This window comes from Chryseobacterium turcicum (assembly GCF_021010565.1).
GTDB lineage: Bacteria > Bacteroidota > Bacteroidia > Flavobacteriales > Weeksellaceae > Chryseobacterium > Chryseobacterium turcicum.
Window position 1 is genome coordinate 866,534 of the sequence record NZ_JAJNAY010000002.1, and the last position, 17,272, is coordinate 883,805.

Annotated in this window: 26 protein-coding genes; 1 reads left to right on the forward strand and 25 read right to left on the reverse strand. The window is 34.3% G+C overall.

Translation table 11 applies throughout. The features are described 5' to 3' along the window. Window positions 1-5 precede the first annotated feature (5 nt). The 4 genes from LO744_RS18675 to eno form a co-directional block, all read right to left on the reverse strand. A complete protein-coding gene (locus LO744_RS18675) occupies window positions 6-2,177 on the reverse strand; it encodes a TonB-dependent receptor domain-containing protein (RefSeq protein WP_230672127.1) in 2,172 nt (723 codons plus the stop codon). Between the two features lie 80 nt (window positions 2,178-2,257). After that, window positions 2,258-3,319, reverse strand: coding sequence for a helix-turn-helix domain-containing protein (locus tag LO744_RS18680; RefSeq protein ID WP_230672129.1), 1,062 nt, complete (start codon window positions 3,317-3,319; stop codon window positions 2,258-2,260). A 172-nt stretch (window positions 3,320-3,491) separates the two neighbouring features. After that, the gene (locus tag LO744_RS18685) at window positions 3,492-4,778 is read right to left on the reverse strand and encodes a citrate synthase (RefSeq protein ID WP_230672131.1); all 1,287 of its coding nucleotides are present in this window, start codon (window positions 4,776-4,778) and stop codon (window positions 3,492-3,494) included. An 82-nt stretch (window positions 4,779-4,860) separates the two neighbouring features. Next, window positions 4,861-6,153 (reverse strand): phosphopyruvate hydratase, encoded by a 1,293-nt coding sequence (eno, locus tag LO744_RS18690; protein WP_230672133.1) that lies wholly within the window; start codon window positions 6,151-6,153, stop codon window positions 4,861-4,863. A 149-nt stretch (window positions 6,154-6,302) separates the two neighbouring features. Here eno and LO744_RS18695 point away from each other — a divergent pair, with 149 nt between their 5' ends. Next, a complete protein-coding gene (locus LO744_RS18695; RefSeq protein ID WP_230672135.1) occupies window positions 6,303-6,722 on the forward strand; it encodes a hypothetical protein in 420 nt (139 codons plus the stop codon). Between the two features lie 95 nt (window positions 6,723-6,817). Here LO744_RS18695 and LO744_RS18700 read toward each other — a convergent pair whose 3' ends face one another. The 21 genes from LO744_RS18700 to rpmC form a co-directional block, all read right to left on the reverse strand. After that, window positions 6,818-7,636, reverse strand: coding sequence for a GLPGLI family protein (locus tag LO744_RS18700; protein ID WP_230672137.1), 819 nt, complete (start codon window positions 7,634-7,636; stop codon window positions 6,818-6,820). Between the two features lie 144 nt (window positions 7,637-7,780). Next, window positions 7,781-8,299 carry a 50S ribosomal protein L17 gene (gene rplQ / locus LO744_RS18705; RefSeq protein ID WP_066679829.1) on the reverse strand — a complete coding sequence of 173 codons (519 nt, stop codon included), beginning with the start codon at window positions 8,297-8,299 and terminating at the stop codon, window positions 7,781-7,783. 6 nt (window positions 8,300-8,305) lie between these two features. Further along, window positions 8,306-9,301 (reverse strand): DNA-directed RNA polymerase subunit alpha, encoded by a 996-nt coding sequence (locus tag LO744_RS18710; RefSeq protein WP_230672139.1) that lies wholly within the window; start codon window positions 9,299-9,301, stop codon window positions 8,306-8,308. Window positions 9,302-9,334: 33 nt separating this feature from the next. Then, window positions 9,335-9,943, reverse strand: coding sequence for a 30S ribosomal protein S4 (rpsD, locus tag LO744_RS18715; protein WP_066679831.1), 609 nt, complete (start codon window positions 9,941-9,943; stop codon window positions 9,335-9,337). Between the two features lie 19 nt (window positions 9,944-9,962). Further along, window positions 9,963-10,352: a 30S ribosomal protein S11 gene (rpsK, locus tag LO744_RS18720; RefSeq protein WP_066679832.1), complete on the reverse strand. Its 390-nt coding sequence runs from the start codon at window positions 10,350-10,352 to the stop codon at window positions 9,963-9,965. A 12-nt stretch (window positions 10,353-10,364) separates the two neighbouring features. Next, the gene (gene rpsM, locus LO744_RS18725) at window positions 10,365-10,742 is read right to left on the reverse strand and encodes a 30S ribosomal protein S13 (protein ID WP_034678036.1); all 378 of its coding nucleotides are present in this window, start codon (window positions 10,740-10,742) and stop codon (window positions 10,365-10,367) included. Between the two features lie 3 nt (window positions 10,743-10,745). Continuing rightward, window positions 10,746-10,862 (reverse strand): 50S ribosomal protein L36, encoded by a 117-nt coding sequence (gene rpmJ, locus LO744_RS18730; RefSeq protein ID WP_007839480.1) that lies wholly within the window; start codon window positions 10,860-10,862, stop codon window positions 10,746-10,748. 111 nt (window positions 10,863-10,973) lie between these two features. Then, window positions 10,974-11,189, reverse strand: coding sequence for a translation initiation factor IF-1 (gene infA, locus LO744_RS18735; RefSeq protein WP_055861802.1), 216 nt, complete (start codon window positions 11,187-11,189; stop codon window positions 10,974-10,976). Between the two features lie 3 nt (window positions 11,190-11,192). Then, window positions 11,193-12,572 (reverse strand): preprotein translocase subunit SecY, encoded by a 1,380-nt coding sequence (gene secY, locus LO744_RS18740; protein WP_066679833.1) that lies wholly within the window; start codon window positions 12,570-12,572, stop codon window positions 11,193-11,195. A 9-nt stretch (window positions 12,573-12,581) separates the two neighbouring features. Beyond that, window positions 12,582-13,031 carry a 50S ribosomal protein L15 gene (gene rplO / locus LO744_RS18745; protein ID WP_230672141.1) on the reverse strand — a complete coding sequence of 150 codons (450 nt, stop codon included), beginning with the start codon at window positions 13,029-13,031 and terminating at the stop codon, window positions 12,582-12,584. Window positions 13,032-13,050: 19 nt separating this feature from the next. Continuing rightward, entirely contained in the window at window positions 13,051-13,227 is a 177-nt protein-coding gene (rpmD, locus tag LO744_RS18750) for a 50S ribosomal protein L30 (RefSeq protein WP_047442249.1), read from the reverse strand. Window positions 13,228-13,237: 10 nt separating this feature from the next. Next, window positions 13,238-13,759 (reverse strand): 30S ribosomal protein S5, encoded by a 522-nt coding sequence (gene rpsE, locus LO744_RS18755; protein ID WP_230672143.1) that lies wholly within the window; start codon window positions 13,757-13,759, stop codon window positions 13,238-13,240. An 18-nt stretch (window positions 13,760-13,777) separates the two neighbouring features. Further along, window positions 13,778-14,131 carry a 50S ribosomal protein L18 gene (gene rplR / locus LO744_RS18760; protein WP_230672145.1) on the reverse strand — a complete coding sequence of 118 codons (354 nt, stop codon included), beginning with the start codon at window positions 14,129-14,131 and terminating at the stop codon, window positions 13,778-13,780. 14 nt (window positions 14,132-14,145) lie between these two features. Further along, window positions 14,146-14,691: a 50S ribosomal protein L6 gene (rplF, locus tag LO744_RS18765; protein WP_230672147.1), complete on the reverse strand. Its 546-nt coding sequence runs from the start codon at window positions 14,689-14,691 to the stop codon at window positions 14,146-14,148. Window positions 14,692-14,708: 17 nt separating this feature from the next. Continuing rightward, window positions 14,709-15,107 carry a 30S ribosomal protein S8 gene (rpsH, locus tag LO744_RS18770; RefSeq protein WP_230672149.1) on the reverse strand — a complete coding sequence of 133 codons (399 nt, stop codon included), beginning with the start codon at window positions 15,105-15,107 and terminating at the stop codon, window positions 14,709-14,711. Window positions 15,108-15,255: 148 nt separating this feature from the next. Beyond that, on the reverse strand, window positions 15,256-15,525 hold the full coding sequence (rpsN, locus tag LO744_RS18775) for a 30S ribosomal protein S14 (protein WP_047442254.1): 270 nt from the start codon (window positions 15,523-15,525) through the stop codon (window positions 15,256-15,258). A 3-nt stretch (window positions 15,526-15,528) separates the two neighbouring features. After that, the gene (rplE, locus tag LO744_RS18780; protein WP_230672151.1) at window positions 15,529-16,080 is read right to left on the reverse strand and encodes a 50S ribosomal protein L5; all 552 of its coding nucleotides are present in this window, start codon (window positions 16,078-16,080) and stop codon (window positions 15,529-15,531) included. Between the two features lie 11 nt (window positions 16,081-16,091). Next, window positions 16,092-16,418, reverse strand: coding sequence for a 50S ribosomal protein L24 (gene rplX, locus LO744_RS18785; protein ID WP_230672153.1), 327 nt, complete (start codon window positions 16,416-16,418; stop codon window positions 16,092-16,094). Between the two features lie 22 nt (window positions 16,419-16,440). Next, window positions 16,441-16,809, reverse strand: a complete 369-nt coding sequence (gene rplN, locus LO744_RS18790) for a 50S ribosomal protein L14 (protein ID WP_230672155.1) — start codon at window positions 16,807-16,809, stop codon at window positions 16,441-16,443. 2 nt (window positions 16,810-16,811) lie between these two features. Then, window positions 16,812-17,066, reverse strand: a complete 255-nt coding sequence (rpsQ, locus tag LO744_RS18795; protein ID WP_027383312.1) for a 30S ribosomal protein S17 — start codon at window positions 17,064-17,066, stop codon at window positions 16,812-16,814. Between the two features lie 11 nt (window positions 17,067-17,077). Next, a complete protein-coding gene (rpmC, locus tag LO744_RS18800; RefSeq protein ID WP_230672157.1) occupies window positions 17,078-17,263 on the reverse strand; it encodes a 50S ribosomal protein L29 in 186 nt (61 codons plus the stop codon). Window positions 17,264-17,272 lie beyond the last annotated feature (9 nt).

Genomic DNA, 17,272 nt, shown 5'->3' on the forward strand with positions numbered 1-17,272 from the left:
TTCTTTTATCGAGCTCTATTTTCTTCATCTGTTTTTTGTATATTTTTTGTCTGATATTTTGATGTTCCAAAATTATAATTTAAAGATAATATCAGCTTTTGAGTATCCCACCAATGAGTAAACCGGTTATCCATAATTTGTTTATGTCTAAATTCTAAACGTTGGTCATAAGAATCAAAAATATTATTAAAACTTACTTTCGCATTCAGCTTATTATCAAACCATGCTTTTTGAACTGAAATATCAACAGTATATCTTGGCTTAATTATATATAAACTATTCCCGGTTTTGGATTCGTAATTTGAAAAAAGATTAATGGTATAGCCTTTAGGTAAAGAGAAAACCTGATTTAATCTCATCTCATAATTATAAATTTCCAATGCAAAAACTTCATCCAGATACGGTCTGAATTCGTAGTTGTAATATCCTGAAATCTGAGTATTTACATTCCACCACTTTGTTATTTTTACAGGAAAACTCATTTCTAAGCTGGCAAAATTTCGATAAGGAAGGTTGGTTCCTAAAAATTCAAGCACATTGGTTTCTGGATTGTAAATCGGATATCGTGTCATCACATCTGTTTCTTTCCCAATGGTAAAAGCTGTTACCCAATTTTTATATCGATAAGTTGTTTTAATCTGATTGGTAAAAGAGGGTTGCAGGTAAGGATTTCCAATCCAATAGTTCAGTGGGCTGTAATAAAAACGGAACGGATTCAGCTGTGAGAAAACCGGTCTTGTAATCTTCCTGCTGTAAGAGAATGAGAGCTCACTAGACTTATTGAAGGTATAACTTGCACTAAAAGACGGCAACCATTTCAGATAATTTCTTGAGACCACAGAATCTATGGTTACGGCATTAGAAATACTTTGAGTATTTTCAAATCTCAATCCTGCATTAATCTGAAGCTTATTAAATTTCTGACTGTATGCCCAATACCCAGCAAATATTTTCTCTTTATATGAAAACTGATTGCTCCTCGTCGGATCAAAAACAAATTGTTTATTGATTGACAACGTGTCATATCTAATCATATTATTCGTTTTAGTGTCACTGAATTTTAGACCCACATCAAAAACAGCATCTCCTATTTTCTGGGTAGCATCAACTTGCCCTGTATAGATATTAATCTTGTTGAGTAAATCAGATTTCCAATAGGACAAAAGCTGTGAAGTCGGTTTATCGCTATTCAGAAAATCGTCTTCTTGCTTATTTTTAACCGAAAGATAGTTGCCTAAAAAGTTTAGCTTAAAACTTTTATATTGGAAAGAATAATCTGTGGTTATTCCGTAATTATCTTGAAAATAAGTAGTCGGGTTTTTACTTTCTGTATTGAAAACCAATTGGGTTTCGTCTTTATTAACGGTATATAATGACCCAAAGCGAATTCGCTCACTGTCTCTGAAGTTACCTCTTAGATTTACTCCAAACCTATTTTTATCATTCAATTTATAATCGATTCCCATCTGAACAGCATACATTTCTACATCATCTTTTTGATAAGTCTGTGTTCTCATAACGTTGGTATTTGCTAAACGCTGCAGGGCATTATAACGATATATTGAGATTCCATTATTATAACCTAGCTGTAAAATATAGCTTGTCTTTTCTGTATTGTAAGAAAGATTAAGGCTGTTTTCTTTATAATTAAATTTATTGATACTGGTGTTTCCAATATAATTTCCTACCCAGCCCAAATTGGTATTTTTCTTTAATTTAATATCAATAATCCCTTTAAACTCGGCATCATATTTTGAAGATGGATTCGTATTTACTTCCAACGATTCTACCATTTCTGGTGACAAAGACCTCAGATATGCTTGTAATTCCTGGCTGCTCATTACAACAGGTTTCCCATTGATAAAAATTGCAGGACTGATTCTTCCTCCAATAAAAATTCCATCTTCAGCATCTACCGTCACACCTGGAGTTTTTCTTAGAACTTCGAGAATATTGGTTGATGTTTTAAAATCTTTATTCCCGGAAACATTCATTATAATATTTCCTTGATTGAGTTTTACATCTCTACGAGAAGATTGGATAATAACTTCCGAAATAGTTGCGACCGAATCTTTTTGTTTTAGAGAATCGGAAAACTTTGCATTGAGAATTTCCTGAGACTTTGCAAAAAATGATAAGAATAATAACAGGATAAAAATCCATAGTTTGGCGTTCATAAGTTTTAAATTTTATGAAACCAAAAGTATTAGACATCGATGAAAAACAGGTTTTGAAGTTTAAATTCCGAAGTCCTAAATTATAAATTTGAACTTTGAAACCCTGTATCAGAAGGGATTTGGGATTGCTTATACAATAATGGTGTTGTACTCATGATTTTCTTGAAAGTAGAAAAGAAAGTAGATTTAGAATTGAATCCCACTTCATATCCTATCTCCTCAATTTTCAGATAAGATCCATTTTCAATTTTTTCACAGGCCTCGTTGATTCTATATTCATTAATGTATGTAGAAAAACTTTTACCCAAATTATCATTTAATAATTGTGAAAGCTGATGGGTAGAAATATTCATTTTCAAAGCTAAATCACTTAATTTCAAATTCGGATTTTTATAAAGTTCTTCCCTATTCATCAACCTTTCTAATTTTGAAACAAAGTTTTCAGCCTGTTGATTAGGTATTTTTTTATTAGAATATTTACTTTCTTCTTTTACTGTAACTGATTTATTTTTTTTGTTGAATAAAATCAAAACATTTCCATACAGAAGCAAAGAAAACACAAGACTTCCACCCGCACAATACACTTGAATCAATCCTGTAGACATCAGTTGATATGCTAAAAAGATCATCACATTACTTGCTAAAACTGGAAGAATAAATTGAGCAGGCTTCTTACCCACTTTTTTTGAAAGAATAAAATATTCATAAACCGATAGAAAAATGAAAATCGTCCAAATTCCATAAATAAATCTGGCAAAATTTTCATTCCAAGTAATAGGAAAAATTAAATACAAAAGACCGACTGCTCCAAGAATCAGTGTCAGAATACCAAAAGCATTTCCAGCATTTTTAAGATTAAACTGCTCTTGTAAAAAAGAAGAGCGAACATAATAATACAAAGCTGGGCCCGTAAAAAACAGTGACGATAAGCCCATATGTGGAATAATTCTAGGCCAATCCGGATAAAAATAAGTACATACAGAAATTCCTACACGAATGCTTAATGTTAATAAAATTAAACCTAAGAAGAAATCTGGGATATGTTTCAATTTTTTTACAAACAACAGATAAATCCCCAGCAGAAGCCCATTAAAAGCTCCTATTACGCTAAAAAAAAATAACATTTGTTGTTCGAAACTCATTGTTTAGTATCGTTTTATGAATCGTAAATTTAATACATTTCTTATATTAAAATTTAGATAATATTGTAAAATATTATCCCTAAGGTATATTTTATTATCGATTATATCATTTAAAACAAAAAAAATCCCAAAGCAAAAACTTTGGGATTTATATATAGTTGAGAAAACAATATTATCTGTTTGCAATATCGATATAATCTCTTTTTTGAGCTCCTTGGTAAACCTGTCTTGGTCTTCCGATTGGATCTCCTGTCATTCTCATTTCTTTCCATTGAGCAATCCATCCTGGAAGTCTTCCCAATGCAAACATTACTGTAAACATTTCTGTAGGAATTCCTAATGCTCTGTAGATGATTCCTGAATAGAAATCTACGTTTGGATATAATTTTCTTTCGATGAAGTATTCGTCTTCCAATGCTACTTTTTCTAACTGCATTGCAATATCAAGCGCTTTGTCTTCAATTCCTAAAGCTGCTAACAAGTCGTCTGCCGCTTTTTTGATGATTTTTGCTCTTGGGTCAAAGTTTTTGTATACTCTGTGTCCGAATCCCATCAAACGGAAGCTATCGTTTTTATCTTTCGCTTTAGCTACCCATTTGTTAACATCTCCACCGTCTTTTTCGATTAATTCAAGCATTTCGATTACCGCTTGGTTTGCACCACCGTGAAGTGGCCCCCAAAGTGCAGAAATACCTGCAGAAACTGAAGCAAAAAGACCTGTATGAGCAGAACCTACCATTCTTACAGTAGATGTAGAACAGTTTTGCTCGTGATCAGCGTGAAGGATTAACAATTTATTTAAAGCAGCAGTTACCACCGGGTTGATTACAAACTCTTCGTTTGGTAATCTGAAAGCCATTTTATAGAAGTTTTCTACATAATCAAGGCTGTTATCTCCGTGGTTTAATGGTAAACCTAGAGTTTTTCTGTACGTCCAAGCTGCAAGGTGAGCAAATTTAGCAATCAACAATTCTGCAGCAAGATCCATCTCTTCTTTAGACTGTACATTAACAGATTTAGGGTTAAATGCTGTTAAGGCAGAAGTAAGAGTAGATAAAACTCCCATTGGGTGAGCAGAACGAGGGAAAGCATCGATGATTTTTTTCATCTCCTCTGCTACGAAGTTATATTTTTTGATGTTACCATTGAAGGTATTCAACTGATCTTCTGTAGGCAATTCACCGTGTAATAAAAGATACATTACCTCGGTAAAGTTTGATTTCTCAGCGATTTGCTCAATAGGATATCCTCTGTAATACAATTCTCCTTGATCACCATCAAGATAAGTAATCTCGCTTACTGTAGCACCTGTGTTTTTGTACCCTAAATCTAAGGTAATAAGACCTGTTTGGTCTCTTAATTTTGAAATATCTATTCCTCTGTCTCCGATTGTACTATCTACGATAGGATATTCATACGAATTACCGTCATAATTCAATATAACTTTGTTGTCTGACATTATATAATATTTTAATTTAAATTTCTTAAAAATACACAAAAAACAGCAATACCAAAAAAGTTTGCTGTTTTTTTTATCTAATTTATCTATTTATTTTGAAAGCATCTAAACCTGGGAAATAAGCAGTATCTCCTAAAGCTTCTTCAATTCTTAATAGTTGGTTATATTTTGCCATTCTATCTGATCTTGAAGCCGAACCTGTTTTGATTTGACCACAGTTCATTGCAACTGCTAAATCTGCAATAGTAGAATCTTCAGTTTCACCAGATCTGTGAGACATTACTGATGTAAACCTGTTGTGCTGAGCCATTTGTACTGCATCCATTGTTTCAGAAAGAGAACCAATTTGGTTTACTTTTACCAAGATTGAATTAGCAATACCTTCTTTTACTCCTCTAGATAATCTCTCAACATTGGTTACGAATAAATCGTCACCTACCAATTGTACTCTGTCACCGATTTTGTCGGTTAACATTTTCCAACCTTCCCAGTCATTTTCATGCATCCCATCTTCGATAGAGATAATTGGATATTTATTTGCCAGCTCAGCAAGGTAAGAAACCTGCTCGCTGCTTGAGAACTGAGGTGCATCTGCAGTCTGGAATTTTCTGTAATCGTAAATTCCGTCTTTGTAGAATTCTGAAGCGGCACAATCTAATGCAATCATTACATCATCACCTGGCTTATATCCTGCTTTTTCAATTGCCTGAAGTAAAGTATCTAATGCATCTTCAGTTCCTTTGAAAGTTGGTGCAAAACCACCTTCGTCACCTACTGCAGTAGAAAGACCTCTAGAATGAAGAATAGATTTTAGGCTGTGGAAAATCTCAGTTCCTTTTCTCAACGCGTGAGAGAAAGAATCTGCTTTTACCGGCATTACCATAAATTCTTGGAAAGCAATCGGAGCATCAGAGTGAGAACCTCCATTGATTACATTCATCATCGGAACAGGAAGTGTATTTGCATTAACACCACCTACATATTTGTATAAAGGCATTTTTAGCTCAGCAGCAGCAGCTTTTGCAGCAGCCAAAGAAACACCAAGAATAGCATTTGCTCCTAAATTTCCTTTATTGTTTGTACCATCTAGCTCAATCATAATCTGATCGATAAGATTTTGATCAAAAACAGGAAGACCCACCAATTCGGGTGCTATTACTTCTCTTACATTTTCTACAGCTTTAGAAACACCTTTCCCCATCCATTCTGAACCGCCATCACGCAATTCAACTGCCTCATGCTCTCCTGTAGATGCACCTGAAGGAACAGCAGCACGACCCATCGCACCACCTTCCGTAAATACATCAACTTCAACTGTAGGATTTCCTCTTGAATCCAAAATTTGTCTCGCTTCTATGTAAGAAATGTAACTCATTTTTTATCTATTTTATAGTTTATACAAATTTACTCAAAAATTAACTTTTTTCGCTTAATTAGCAACCTCTTTTCTTGAAATATGAGTTAAATTTTAGTTAATTTTACATTGCTAACAATACGCACTACAACCGATAAATTTAAAATAATATGATTAAAAAAATTATTACAGTCACTATAATTTCAACTTTAATGATTGCTTGCAATAAAGAAGGAAAAAAAGAGGTTATAAAAGCTGATCCAGCACCCACAGAAGTTCTTGCTGATAACGGAGCACAAGATTCTACGATTGCTTACAAAACCGACATCGAAGGTAATAAAAGCATAAAGACAGATTTCGTTTACAAAGCGACTGACAAGTCTTTGGTAAAAGTAGTTTTCAATTATGACCCTAAAAACAGAACTGTTTCTATCACCAATAACAATAAAACTTTTGTACTAGAAAAATCTGAAGCCAAAGTACATGAAACAATTTATAAAAAAGATGATATGACGGCTACCGTAAAAGGAGATAGCCTAATCATCCATCAAGGTAATAACATTATCGAATTGGAAAGAACAAAAATCTAAAACATAAAAGAACCGTTCAAAATTTGAACGGTTCTTTTATATCTGAAAGAATTAAAGTCAGCACAGAGTTTATATGAAATTTCAATTTTTACTTCCTATTTATATTTAACGGCCTTATCTAGTTCTATAGGATTATAATTATTGATAATCTTGAGCTGGTAATCTTTTTTAATACTTTTCAGCCCTTCTACGCTGTTAATTTCTTTATCAAAAATAGTTAATCCCCAAGTTCCAGCTTTCATTGTATAATATTCGCTGAAAGGATTATTGTAGTTATCTATCAATAATTTCTGATATTGTTTTAACGTAATCAATATTGGATTTAACCCTAAATTAGATTCAACAACATTAGAAGTATCAAACGCTGATAGCATTTTGTTAAGCGAAACTAATGTATAATTAAAATTATTATTGGAATCTTTTACTTCAAAAATTAATCCTGGCAATCCTCTAAACTTATAAGGTCCTTCCGAAACGGGTATTTCGAGAGAAAACCAAGCAATCCATTTTCGACCTCCCCAAATAGCTTCTGCTTTTTGTACTTTGTAATTGTTTAAGAGTTTTACATCCGATCGTATTTTCCAATTAATCTCATCCGAAGAAATATAATTATAATATTTATCTCCTACATTCACAAAATTTTCATTTTCAAAAGAACCTATTTTTCTTTTTATTACCTGCTGTATAGGAAAACCATAAGATAGTATAGCACCACTTCTTACCAAAGAATCTAATATGATTAATTTTTTATAATAAAACTTCGAGTCATCTTTATCTATATCAAGCACCATTTCAATATGATCACTATTGGGATTCAATGAATCTAGTTTATAACTAAAATCATACATTACTCTATAATCCTGTGAGTAAGAATATTGAATAAAAAACAGAAAAAACAAAAAATATTTATACATTAATTGATACCATTTTTAAAATTAGTTTAAAAAACATTGAAACTTACATTAAAATATTCGAAAAAATGAAGGTTTTAAGTTTTTTCCACAAAAAAACCGTTCAGAAATCTGAACGGTTTTTTTTTTTATATATCTGAATGAATATTATTCTCCAGCTTTTTCTTCAGTAGAATCAGTTGATTCAGCTTTAGCTTCTTCAACTTTTTCTTCTGCTACAGGAGCAGCTTCAACAGCTACTTTTGCAGTAGTAGATCTTCTACTTCTTCTTGTCGTCTTTTTCTCCTCAGCATTAGGATTGTAAAGTTCGTTGAAATCAACAAGCTCGATAAGAGCCATGTCAGCAGCATCACCTTTTCTGAAACCAGTTTTGATGATTCTTGTGTAACCTCCGTTTCTTTCTGCGATTTTAGGAGCTACTGATCTGAAAAGTTCAGTAACAGCCTCTTTACTTTGAAGATATGAAAAAACAATTCTTCTATTGTGTGTAGTATCTTCTTTTGCCTTTGTTAATAGAGGCTCAACATATACTCTTAAAGCTTTAGCTTTAGCTACAGTAGTGTTGATTCTCTTATGCTCAATTAGAGAACAAGCCATATTAGAAAGTAACGCGCTTCTGTGAGAAGAAGTTCTTCCTAAGTGATTGAATTTTTTACCGTGTCTCATTATTATTTAATTATCAGCGTCTAATTTATATTTTGCAACGTCAAAACCGAAGTTAAGACCTTTTGAATGCACCAATTCTTCTAGTTCTGTCAAAGATTTTTTACCAAAATTTCTGAATTTCATCAAATCAGACTTACTGTAAGAAACAAGCTCACCTAGAGTTTCTACTTCAGCTGCTTTTAGACAGTTTAGGGCTCTTACAGAAAGATCCATATCTGCTAATTTAGACTTAAGTAGTTGTCTTGTGTGAAGAGTTTCTTCATCGTATTGGATAGATGCTTTCACAGCTTCAGTCTCCAAAGTGATTCTCTCATCAGAGAACAACATGAAGTGATAAATTAATATCTTAGAAGCTTCAGTTAAAGCATTCTGAGGGCTTATAGAGCCATCAGTTTCTATATCTAATACAAGTTTTTCGTAGTCTGTTTTTTGCTCTACACGGTAATTTTCAATACTATACTGTACTTTTTTGATCGGCGTAAATATAGAGTCAATAGCAATAGTTCCTACAGGAGCATTGTTTGACTTATTTTGTTCGGAAGGAACATACCCTCTTCCCTTTTCTATGTTGAACGTAATTTCAAAAGTGACATCCGAGTTTAGGTTACATATCATCAATTCTGGATTCAAGATTTCAAATCCGTTGATAGACTGTCCTAAGTCTCCAGCAGTAATCACAGTTTGACCAGAAACTTTAGCGATAACCTGCTCTGACACTTGGTTTTCTGCTGTAGCTTTAAGTCTTACTTGCTTAAGGTTAAGAATAATTTCGGTAACGTCTTCAATTACTCCTGGGATAGTTGAAAATTCGTGCTCTACACCTTCTATTTTGATAGATGAAATAGCGTATCCTTCCAGAGAAGAAAGCAACACTCTTCTCAAAGCATTACCGATTGTAAGCCCGAAACCTGGTTCTAGAGGTCGAAATTCGAATTGACCTTTAAATTCATCAGAGTTAAGTAGAATTACTTTATCGGGTTTTATGAATTGTAAAATTGCCATATTATTGGGTTGAGCAAAAATTTGATTAAAAAATTATTTAGAGTAAAGTTCGACGATAAGCTGTTCCTTGATGTCTTCCGGAATTTGGATTCTTTCAGGAGCAGAAATGAAGGTACCTTCTTTTTTCTCGTCATTGAACTGTAACCACTCATAATTTGCTTTTGATGCCAAAGCATCAGCAACAACTTCAAGAGACTTAGATTTTTCTCTTACAGCGATTACATCACCAGCTTTCACTAAATAAGATGGAATGTTAAGGATCTCACCATTCACAGTAATGTGTCTGTGAGAAGTTAACTGTCTTGCTCCAGATCTAGTTTTAGCAAAACCTAATCTGTAAACAACGTTATCCAATCTTGATTCGCAAAGTTGTAATAGGACTTCCCCTGTTACCCCTTTACTTCTGTGTGCTTTTTCAAACAAGTTTGCAAATTGTCTTTCTAAAATACCGTAAGTATATTTAGCTTTTTGCTTTTCCATTAACTGGACAGCATATTCTGATTTCTTTGCTCCTCTTCTTTTGTTAACGCCATGTTGTCCTGGCGGTTGGTTTTTTCTTTTCTCGAAGTTTTTATCATCTCCGTAGATTGCAGCACCAAACTTTCTAGCAATCTTAGTTTTAGGTCCAATATATCTTGCCATAATGGGTAAATTCTAAAAATTAAACTCTTCTTCTTTTCGGTGGTCTACATCCATTGTGTGGCATTGGAGTAACGTCAATAATTTCGCTAACTTCGATACCTGAATTGTGAATTGTTCTGATAGCAGACTCTCTACCTGCACCAGGACCTTTCACATACACCTTTACTCTTCTAAGACCCGCTTCGTGAGCTACAGTAGAGCAATTTTCTGCTGCCATTTGAGCAGCAAAAGGAGTGTTCTTTTTAGAACCTCTGAACCCCATTTTACCGGCAGATGCCCAAGAGATAACCTCTCCGCTTTTATTTGTTAAAGAAATGATGATGTTATTGAAAGAAGCTTGAATATGCGCTTCACCAATAGCCTCAACTTTTACTTTTCTTTTTTTAACTACTTTAGTTTGTTTTGCCATAATTCCTAACGATTATTTACTTGCTTTTTTCTTGTTAGCAACTGTTTTTCTCTTTCCTTTACGGGTTCTCGAGTTGTTTTTCGTTCTCTGGCCTCTTAAAGGTAGTCCTAGTCTGTGACGTATTCCTCGTTGGCATCCTATGTCCATTAATCGCTTAATGTTCAATTGCACTTCAGATCTAAGCTCTCCCTCCACTTTAATGTTTTCTGAGATATACGTTCTGATTGCAGCCAATTCATCGTCATTCCATTCGTTGACTTTCTTGTCTTCGCTGATACCGGCAGCCTTAAGGATTTCAGAAGAAGTACTTCTTCCAACTCCATAAATATAAGTTAAACCGATAACACCTCTTTTGTTTTTTGGTAAATCAATACCTGAAATTCTCGCCATAATTTAGCCTTGTCTTTGTTTAAATTTGGGGTTTTTCTTGTTGATTACAAATAGTACACCTTTTCTGCGTACAATTTTGCAATCAGCACTTCTTTTTTTAATTGATGCTCTAACTTTCATTTGAAAATTTTTGTTTTTTTTACTAGTCAAATGCAATCAGTGATTTCATTTGAAAATATTCATTTTTAACAAGGGCCAAATGGGGACCCGAAGATCCCATTTGGCATTTGTTTAATATCTAAATGTAATTCTCCCCTTCGTAAGATCGTAAGGAGACATTTCTAATTTTACCTTATCACCAGGTAATAGTTTAATATAATGCATACGCATTTTACCAGAGATATGAGCAATAAGTACATGCCCATTTTCTAGTTCTACGCGGAACTGAGCGTTCGAAAGTGCTTCCGTTATAACGCCATCCTGTTCAATATGTTTTTGTTTTGCCATAAATTAATATCCAGTCGATCTTGATAATTTAGACTGCATTAAGCCATCATAATGATGATTCAGCAGATAAGTGTTAATCTGTTGAACAGTATCTAATACTACTCCAACCATAATTAGCAACGAAGTTCCCCCAAAAAATAGGGCGAACGCATCTGTCTGAACAAGACTCCCATGCACAATTGCCGGAAGGACTGCAAAGATAGATAAAAATATTGCACCTGGCAAAGTAATTTTTGATAAAATATCATCTAGATAATCAGCAGTCTCTTTACCGGGTCTTACTTTAGGTACCAAACCTCCATTTCTCTTAAGATCATCGGCCATTTGGTTTACCGGAATTGTAATTGCGGTATAGAAAAATGAAAAGATAATAATCAATAGCGCAAACAATACATTATATTGCCAGCTAAAAACGTTTTTGAAACCTGCAAGAAAAGTATTAGACTCGTCTACTTTAGTTAACAAACCAGGTACGAACATCAATGCCTGAGCAAAGATAATCGGCATTACACCGGCTGCGTTTACTTTTAGAGGAATCCACTGTCTTGCTCCTTGCATTAGATTTCTATTTACACCTCCCCTTGCTTGAGCTCTGCTTACATACTGAATAGGGATTTTCCTTACTGCAACAGATAGTACTACTGCTAAAAGAACCACCAACATCCAGAATATTACTTCAATCATAATCATGATAGAACCTAAACCTCCTTTTCCGTTCTGCACAGCGATTTCTTGTACAAATGCTTCTGGTAATCTAGATAAAATACCTACCATAATAAGGATAGAAATACCATTTCCAATACCTTTATCGGTAATTTTTTCACCTAACCACATTGCAAATACAGAACCACCTACCAAGATAACAATACTTGGTAACCAGAACATAATAGAGTTTGGATCTACAAAATATGCAGACTGGAACTGAGCATAAGGTAAGAATAATTGAGTAATAGAAGTTAAGTAAGAAGGTGCTTGTACAAGACAAACCCCAATTGTTAACCATCTAGTAATTTGATTCAATGTGTTTCTACCAGACTCACCGTCTTTTTGAAGTTTCTGAAGATAAGGAATTGCCATCCCCATCAACTGAACAATAATAGAAGCAGAAATATAAGGCATGATACCTAACGCCATTACGGAAGCGTGGCTGAAAGCTCCTCCCGTAAACGACGAAAGCAAGCCAAGGAGACCTGCTCCTTGCTTGTTACCGCCTTGATTTTTATAATGCTCTAAGAGATCTCCTACTTCTGCAAGGTTAATTGCGGGAAGAGAGATGAAAGATGCGAATCTATACACAAGGATAATACCTAAAGTAAAGAGAATTTTGTCTCTCAATTCTTTAAGGCTCCAAATATTCTTAAGGGTTTGTATAAATTCTTTCATTAGTAATTATTATAAGGTAATTGCTTTTCCACCTGCTTTAGCAATAAGCTCTTCAGCAGATTTAGTGAATTTGTCAGCAGTAATTGAAACCGAAGATTTCAATTCTCCTCTCCCCATAATTTTCACTAATTCATTTTTAGATGCCAGACCGTGCTGAACCAAAATTTCTTTTGTAATATCTCCTGTTACAGATTTATTTTCAATTAAAATTTGGATATCATCAAGGTTGATCGCTCTATATTCTTTTCTGTTTACGTTTTTGAAACCGAATTTAGGTAATCTTCTTTGCAAAGGCATTTGACCCCCTTCGAAACCGATTTTTTGAGAATAACCAGCTCTAGCTTGCTGACCATTGTGACCTTTCCCAGCTGTACCGCCTTTTCCACTACCTTGTCCTCTACCAATTCTTTTTGAACTAAAAGTAGAACCTGCTGCAGGTCTTATGTTGTTTAAATTCATTTTAAAATTATTTTAAAAATTATTTTTGAACTTCAAGTAAGTGACTAACTGCAGCTATCATTCCTAAAATAGAAGGTGTAGCTTCGTGCTCTATAACTTGGTGAAGTTTCTTAAATCCTAATGCTTCAAGCGTTCTCTTTTGGGTTTTTGTTCTACCAATAGCGCTTCTTACTTGCTTTACTTTAATTGTTGCCATTGCTTTATTATTAACCGTTAAACACTTTACTTAGAGAAACTCCTCTCATTCTTGCAATTTCTTCTGGTCTTCTGATGTCTAACAATGCTTTGAAAGTTGCCTTTACAACATTGTGAGGGTTTGAAGATCCTTTAGATTTTGAAAGGATATCGTGAATACCAGCAGATTCTAATACCGCTCTTACCGCACCACCTGCGATAAGACCTGTACCATGAGAAGCAGGTCTCAAGAAGATATCAGCACCACCATATCTAGCAGTACTTTGGTGAGGGATCGTATGGTTCATTACAGGAACTTTTACTAAGTTTTTCTTAGCATCTTCTACAGCCTTAGCAATAGCAGAAGCAACTTCCTTAGATTTTCCTAAACCAAAACCGATAGTTCCAGCTTCGTCTCCTACTACAACAATTGCAGAAAATCCGAAAGCTCTACCCCCTTTAGTTACTTTAGTAACTCTATTTACTGAAACGAGACGATCTTTAAGTTCTAATCCTCCCGGTTTTACTCTTTCTATATTATCTAGTCCTAACATATTTCCGAAATTTAATGATTAGAATTTAAGTCCTCCTTCTCTCGCGCCATCAGCTAGAGCTTTTACTCTACCGTGATATACGAATCCGTTTCTATCAAATACAATAGTTTCAATTCCTGCAGCAAGTGCTTTGGCAGCGATTGCTTTACCTACAGCAGCAGAAACTTCACTTTTTGTTCCATTAGCGTCTACTCCTTTCTCTCTAGAAGAAGCTGAAGCTAAAGTTTTACCGTCTTTATCGTCGATTAACTGAGCGTAAATTTCCTTATTACTCTTGTATACAGATAATCTTGGCAATACAGAAGACCCAGAGATTTTTCCTCTTACTCTTCTTTTGATTCTTATTCTTTTTTCTAATTTACTTAGTGCCATTTTCTTAAATTTTATTAAGCAGATTTACCAGCTTTACGTCTAACAATTTCTCCTACGAATCTTACACCTTTTCCTTTGTATGGCTCAGGCTTTCTGAAAGAACGAATCTTTGCAGAAACCATTCCTAGAAGTTGCTTGTCATGAGACGTTAAAGTAATAATTGGGTTTTTACCTTTTTCAGTCAATGTTTCGATAATCACTTCTTTTGGAAGTTCTAAAACGATACCGTGAGAGAATCCTAAAGCTAACTCAAGTTTTTGACCTGTGTGTGAAGCTCTGTATCCTACCCCTACTAGTTCTAACTTTTTTGAGAAACCTTCAGTAGTTCCCAAAATCATGTTATTGATTAGCGCTCTGTATAAACCATGAAGCGCTCTGTGTTGTTTAGAATCTGATGGTCTGTTAACAGTTAACGTACCTTCGTTTTGTTCTAAAGTAATTCCTTCTGTAAGCTCCTGAGAAAGTTCTCCTTTAGGACCTTTAACAGTTACTACACCTTCTTTCTCAGTGACAGTAACACCAGCTGGAATTGTTATAATTGCTTTACCAATTCTTGACATTTTCCTTTGATTAAAAATTAATAAACATAGCAGATTACTTCACCGCCTACTTTCTCTTCTCTAGCTTTCTTGTCAGTCATTACTCCTTTAGAAGTAGAGATGATAGAAATACCCAAACCGTTTAGTACTCTTGGAAGTTCAGTAGAACCTTTGTACTGTCTCAAACCTGGTCTAGAAGCTCTTTGGATAGACTTGATAGCTGGTTTGCTTGTTTGTTTGTCATACTTCAAAGCGATTTTGATCGTCCCTTGAACAGCGCTTTCTTCAAACTTAAAGTTTAAGATATACCCTTGTTCAAATAAGATTTTCGTAAGCTCCTTTTTGATTTTCGATGCAGGAATTTCCACCACTTTGTGGCCTGCGCTTTGTGCGTTCCTTACTCTAGTTAGGAAATCTGAAATTGGATCTGTTACCATTTCTTTGTTTTAAATTATTGGTTAAAGAACAATCAGTTTTGAAAAGACTTGAAGATTAAAATATCAGACTTCAGAAAATCTTAGGTCTGATATTTTTTTCTTTAGTATCTCGACAACTTAATTGTCCCGATTTTTTAATTAGTAGTTATTACCAACTAGCTTTTTTAACTCCCGGGATAAGACCGTTATTTGCCATTTCTCTGAAAGTAACTCTCGAAATACCAAACGTTCTCATGTATCCTCTTGGTCTACCAGTAAGTTTACATCTGTTGTGTAGTCTTACTGGAGAAGCATTTTTAGGTAATTTCTGAAGTCCTTCATAATCACCAGCTTCTTTAAGAGCTTTTCTTTTTTCAGCGTATTTAGCTACAGTAGCTTCTCTTTTGCGCTCACGCGCTTTCATTGATTCTTTAGCCATCTCTTAGTTCTTTTTGAAAGGTAAACCGAAGTGAGTTAATAATGCTTTAGCTTCTTTATCTGTTTTCGCAGTGGTAACGAAAGTAATGTCCATCCCTTGGATTTTCTTTACTTTGTCGATTACGATCTCAGGGAAGATAATCTGCTCAGTAATACCTAAGTTATAGTTACCTCTACCGTCGAAACCATCAGCCTTGATACCAGAAAAATCTCTGATACGTGGTAAAGCTGAAGCAGTTAATCTGTCTAAGAATTCGTACATTTTGTGAGCTCTAAGAGTTACCTTAGCCCCTACAGGCATACCTTTTCTTAATTTGAAAGCAGCTTCATCTTTCTTAGAGATAGTACCAACAGCTTTTTGACCTGTGATATTTGTAAGTTCTTCTACAGCATAATCAATGATTTTCTTATCTGCAGTAGCATCACCTAAACCTTGAGATAAAATAATTTTCTCTAGTCTTGGTACTTGCATTACAGACTTGTATCCGAATTCTTCCATCATTGCAGGAATAATCGTTTCTTTATATGCTTTTTTGGGTCTTGCTATAAATTCCATGTGTTATTTAATTATAAAGTTTCACCCGTTTTTTTGTCGATTCTTACTTTCTTATCTCCTTCGATTTTGTAACCGATTTTGATAGCTTTTCCGTCTTTACCAACTAAAGCTACGTTTGAGATATGAACAGAAGCTTCTTTCTCAGTGATTCCTCCTTGAGGGTTAGAAGCTGAAGGCTTAACGTGTTTTTTAACGATGTTAAGTCCTGCAACGATAACTCTAGGGTCTCTTCCTTCTTTTTTGATCACTTCAATAACTTCACCAGTTTTACCTTTGATGTCTTTTTTACCAGTGGTAATGATTACGTTATCTCCTCTTTTTATTTTTAACTTTGACATTTTCTTTTAAAAATTTTAAAAATTAAAGTACTTCAGGAGCTAATGAAATGATTTTCATATATTCTTTGTCTCTCAACTCACGAGCAACCGGTCCGAAAACACGTGTTCCTCTCATTTCTCCTCCAGCGTTTAGCAATACACAAGCATTGTCTTCAAATCTGATGTACGAGCCATCTTTTCTTCTTACTGCTTTTTTAGTTCTTACTACAACTGCTTTAGATACCTGACCTTTTTTTGCGTTTCCTGATGGTGTAGAATCTTTAATAGTAACTACAACTTTATCACCAACTGAAGCATATCTTCTTCTGGTACCTCCCAGAACTCTGATCACTAGTACTTCTTTAGCACCTGTGTTATCAGCAACTTTTAATCTTGATTCTGTTTGTAACATTATTACTTAGCTTTTTCAATGATTCTTACTAATCTCCATCTCTTACTCTTGCTCAAAGGTCTTGTTTCTGTAATTAATACAGTATCTCCTTCTGTGCATTCGTTGTTTTCGTCGTGTGCAGTATATTTTTTCGTTTTCAAAACGAATTTACCGTACATTGGGTGCTTTACTCTTGTAGTTTCACTAACAACAATAGTTTTTTCCATTTTATTGCTGGAAACCACTCCGATTCTTTCTTTTCTTAAATTTCTATCCATTGTAAAAAGGATTATTGTTTGTTAGTTAACTCAGTGTTTAGTCTTGCGATTGTCTTTCTCAAATCTCTGATTTGGATTGGATTTTCAAGAGGACTGATTTTGTGAGCCAATTTCATTTTAGAGAAAGTAGCTTGAGCTTCAGTCAATTTAGCTTGAACATCTTCAGCGCTTAGATTTTTAATTTCAGCTTGTTTCATAATTTCAGA

Coding starts and splice junctions, on each gene's coding strand:
- LO744_RS18675 (WP_230672127.1), bottom strand. CDS start 2,177: ATGAACGCCAAACTATGGATTTTTATCCTGTTATTATTCTTATCATTT.
- LO744_RS18680 (WP_230672129.1), bottom strand. CDS start 3,319: ATGAGTTTCGAACAACAAATGTTATTTTTTTTTAGCGTAATAGGAGCT.
- LO744_RS18685 (WP_230672131.1), bottom strand. CDS start 4,778: ATGTCAGACAACAAAGTTATATTGAATTATGACGGTAATTCGTATGAA.
- eno (WP_230672133.1), bottom strand. CDS start 6,153: ATGAGTTACATTTCTTACATAGAAGCGAGACAAATTTTGGATTCAAGA.
- LO744_RS18695 (WP_230672135.1), top strand. CDS start 6,303: ATGATTAAAAAAATTATTACAGTCACTATAATTTCAACTTTAATGATT.
- LO744_RS18700 (WP_230672137.1), bottom strand. CDS start 7,636: ATGTATAAATATTTTTTGTTTTTTCTGTTTTTTATTCAATATTCTTAC.
- rplQ (WP_066679829.1), bottom strand. CDS start 8,299: ATGAGACACGGTAAAAAATTCAATCACTTAGGAAGAACTTCTTCTCAC.
- LO744_RS18710 (WP_230672139.1), bottom strand. CDS start 9,301: ATGGCAATTTTACAATTCATAAAACCCGATAAAGTAATTCTACTTAAC.
- rpsD (WP_066679831.1), bottom strand. CDS start 9,943: ATGGCAAGATATATTGGACCTAAAACTAAGATTGCTAGAAAGTTTGGT.
- rpsK (WP_066679832.1), bottom strand. CDS start 10,352: ATGGCAAAACAAACTAAAGTAGTTAAAAAAAGAAAAGTAAAAGTTGAG.
- rpsM (WP_034678036.1), bottom strand. CDS start 10,742: ATGGCGAGAATTTCAGGTATTGATTTACCAAAAAACAAAAGAGGTGTT.
- rpmJ (WP_007839480.1), bottom strand. CDS start 10,862: ATGAAAGTTAGAGCATCAATTAAAAAAAGAAGTGCTGATTGCAAAATT.
- infA (WP_055861802.1), bottom strand. CDS start 11,189: ATGGCAAAACAAAAACATATTGAACAGGATGGCGTTATAACGGAAGCA.
- secY (WP_066679833.1), bottom strand. CDS start 12,572: ATGAAAGAATTTATACAAACCCTTAAGAATATTTGGAGCCTTAAAGAA.
- rplO (WP_230672141.1), bottom strand. CDS start 13,031: ATGAATTTAAACAACATAAGACCTGCAGCAGGTTCTACTTTTAGTTCA.
- rpmD (WP_047442249.1), bottom strand. CDS start 13,227: ATGGCAACAATTAAAGTAAAGCAAGTAAGAAGCGCTATTGGTAGAACA.
- rpsE (WP_230672143.1), bottom strand. CDS start 13,759: ATGTTAGGACTAGATAATATAGAAAGAGTAAAACCGGGAGGATTAGAA.
- rplR (WP_230672145.1), bottom strand. CDS start 14,131: ATGGCACTAAGTAAATTAGAAAAAAGAATAAGAATCAAAAGAAGAGTA.
- rplF (WP_230672147.1), bottom strand. CDS start 14,691: ATGTCAAGAATTGGTAAAGCAATTATAACAATTCCAGCTGGTGTTACT.
- rpsH (WP_230672149.1), bottom strand. CDS start 15,107: ATGGTAACAGATCCAATTTCAGATTTCCTAACTAGAGTAAGGAACGCA.
- rpsN (WP_047442254.1), bottom strand. CDS start 15,525: ATGGCTAAAGAATCAATGAAAGCGCGTGAGCGCAAAAGAGAAGCTACT.
- rplE (WP_230672151.1), bottom strand. CDS start 16,080: ATGGAATTTATAGCAAGACCCAAAAAAGCATATAAAGAAACGATTATT.
- rplX (WP_230672153.1), bottom strand. CDS start 16,418: ATGTCAAAGTTAAAAATAAAAAGAGGAGATAACGTAATCATTACCACT.
- rplN (WP_230672155.1), bottom strand. CDS start 16,809: ATGTTACAAACAGAATCAAGATTAAAAGTTGCTGATAACACAGGTGCT.
- rpsQ (WP_027383312.1), bottom strand. CDS start 17,066: ATGGATAGAAATTTAAGAAAAGAAAGAATCGGAGTGGTTTCCAGCAAT.
- rpmC (WP_230672157.1), bottom strand. CDS start 17,263: ATGAAACAAGCTGAAATTAAAAATCTAAGCGCTGAAGATGTTCAAGCT.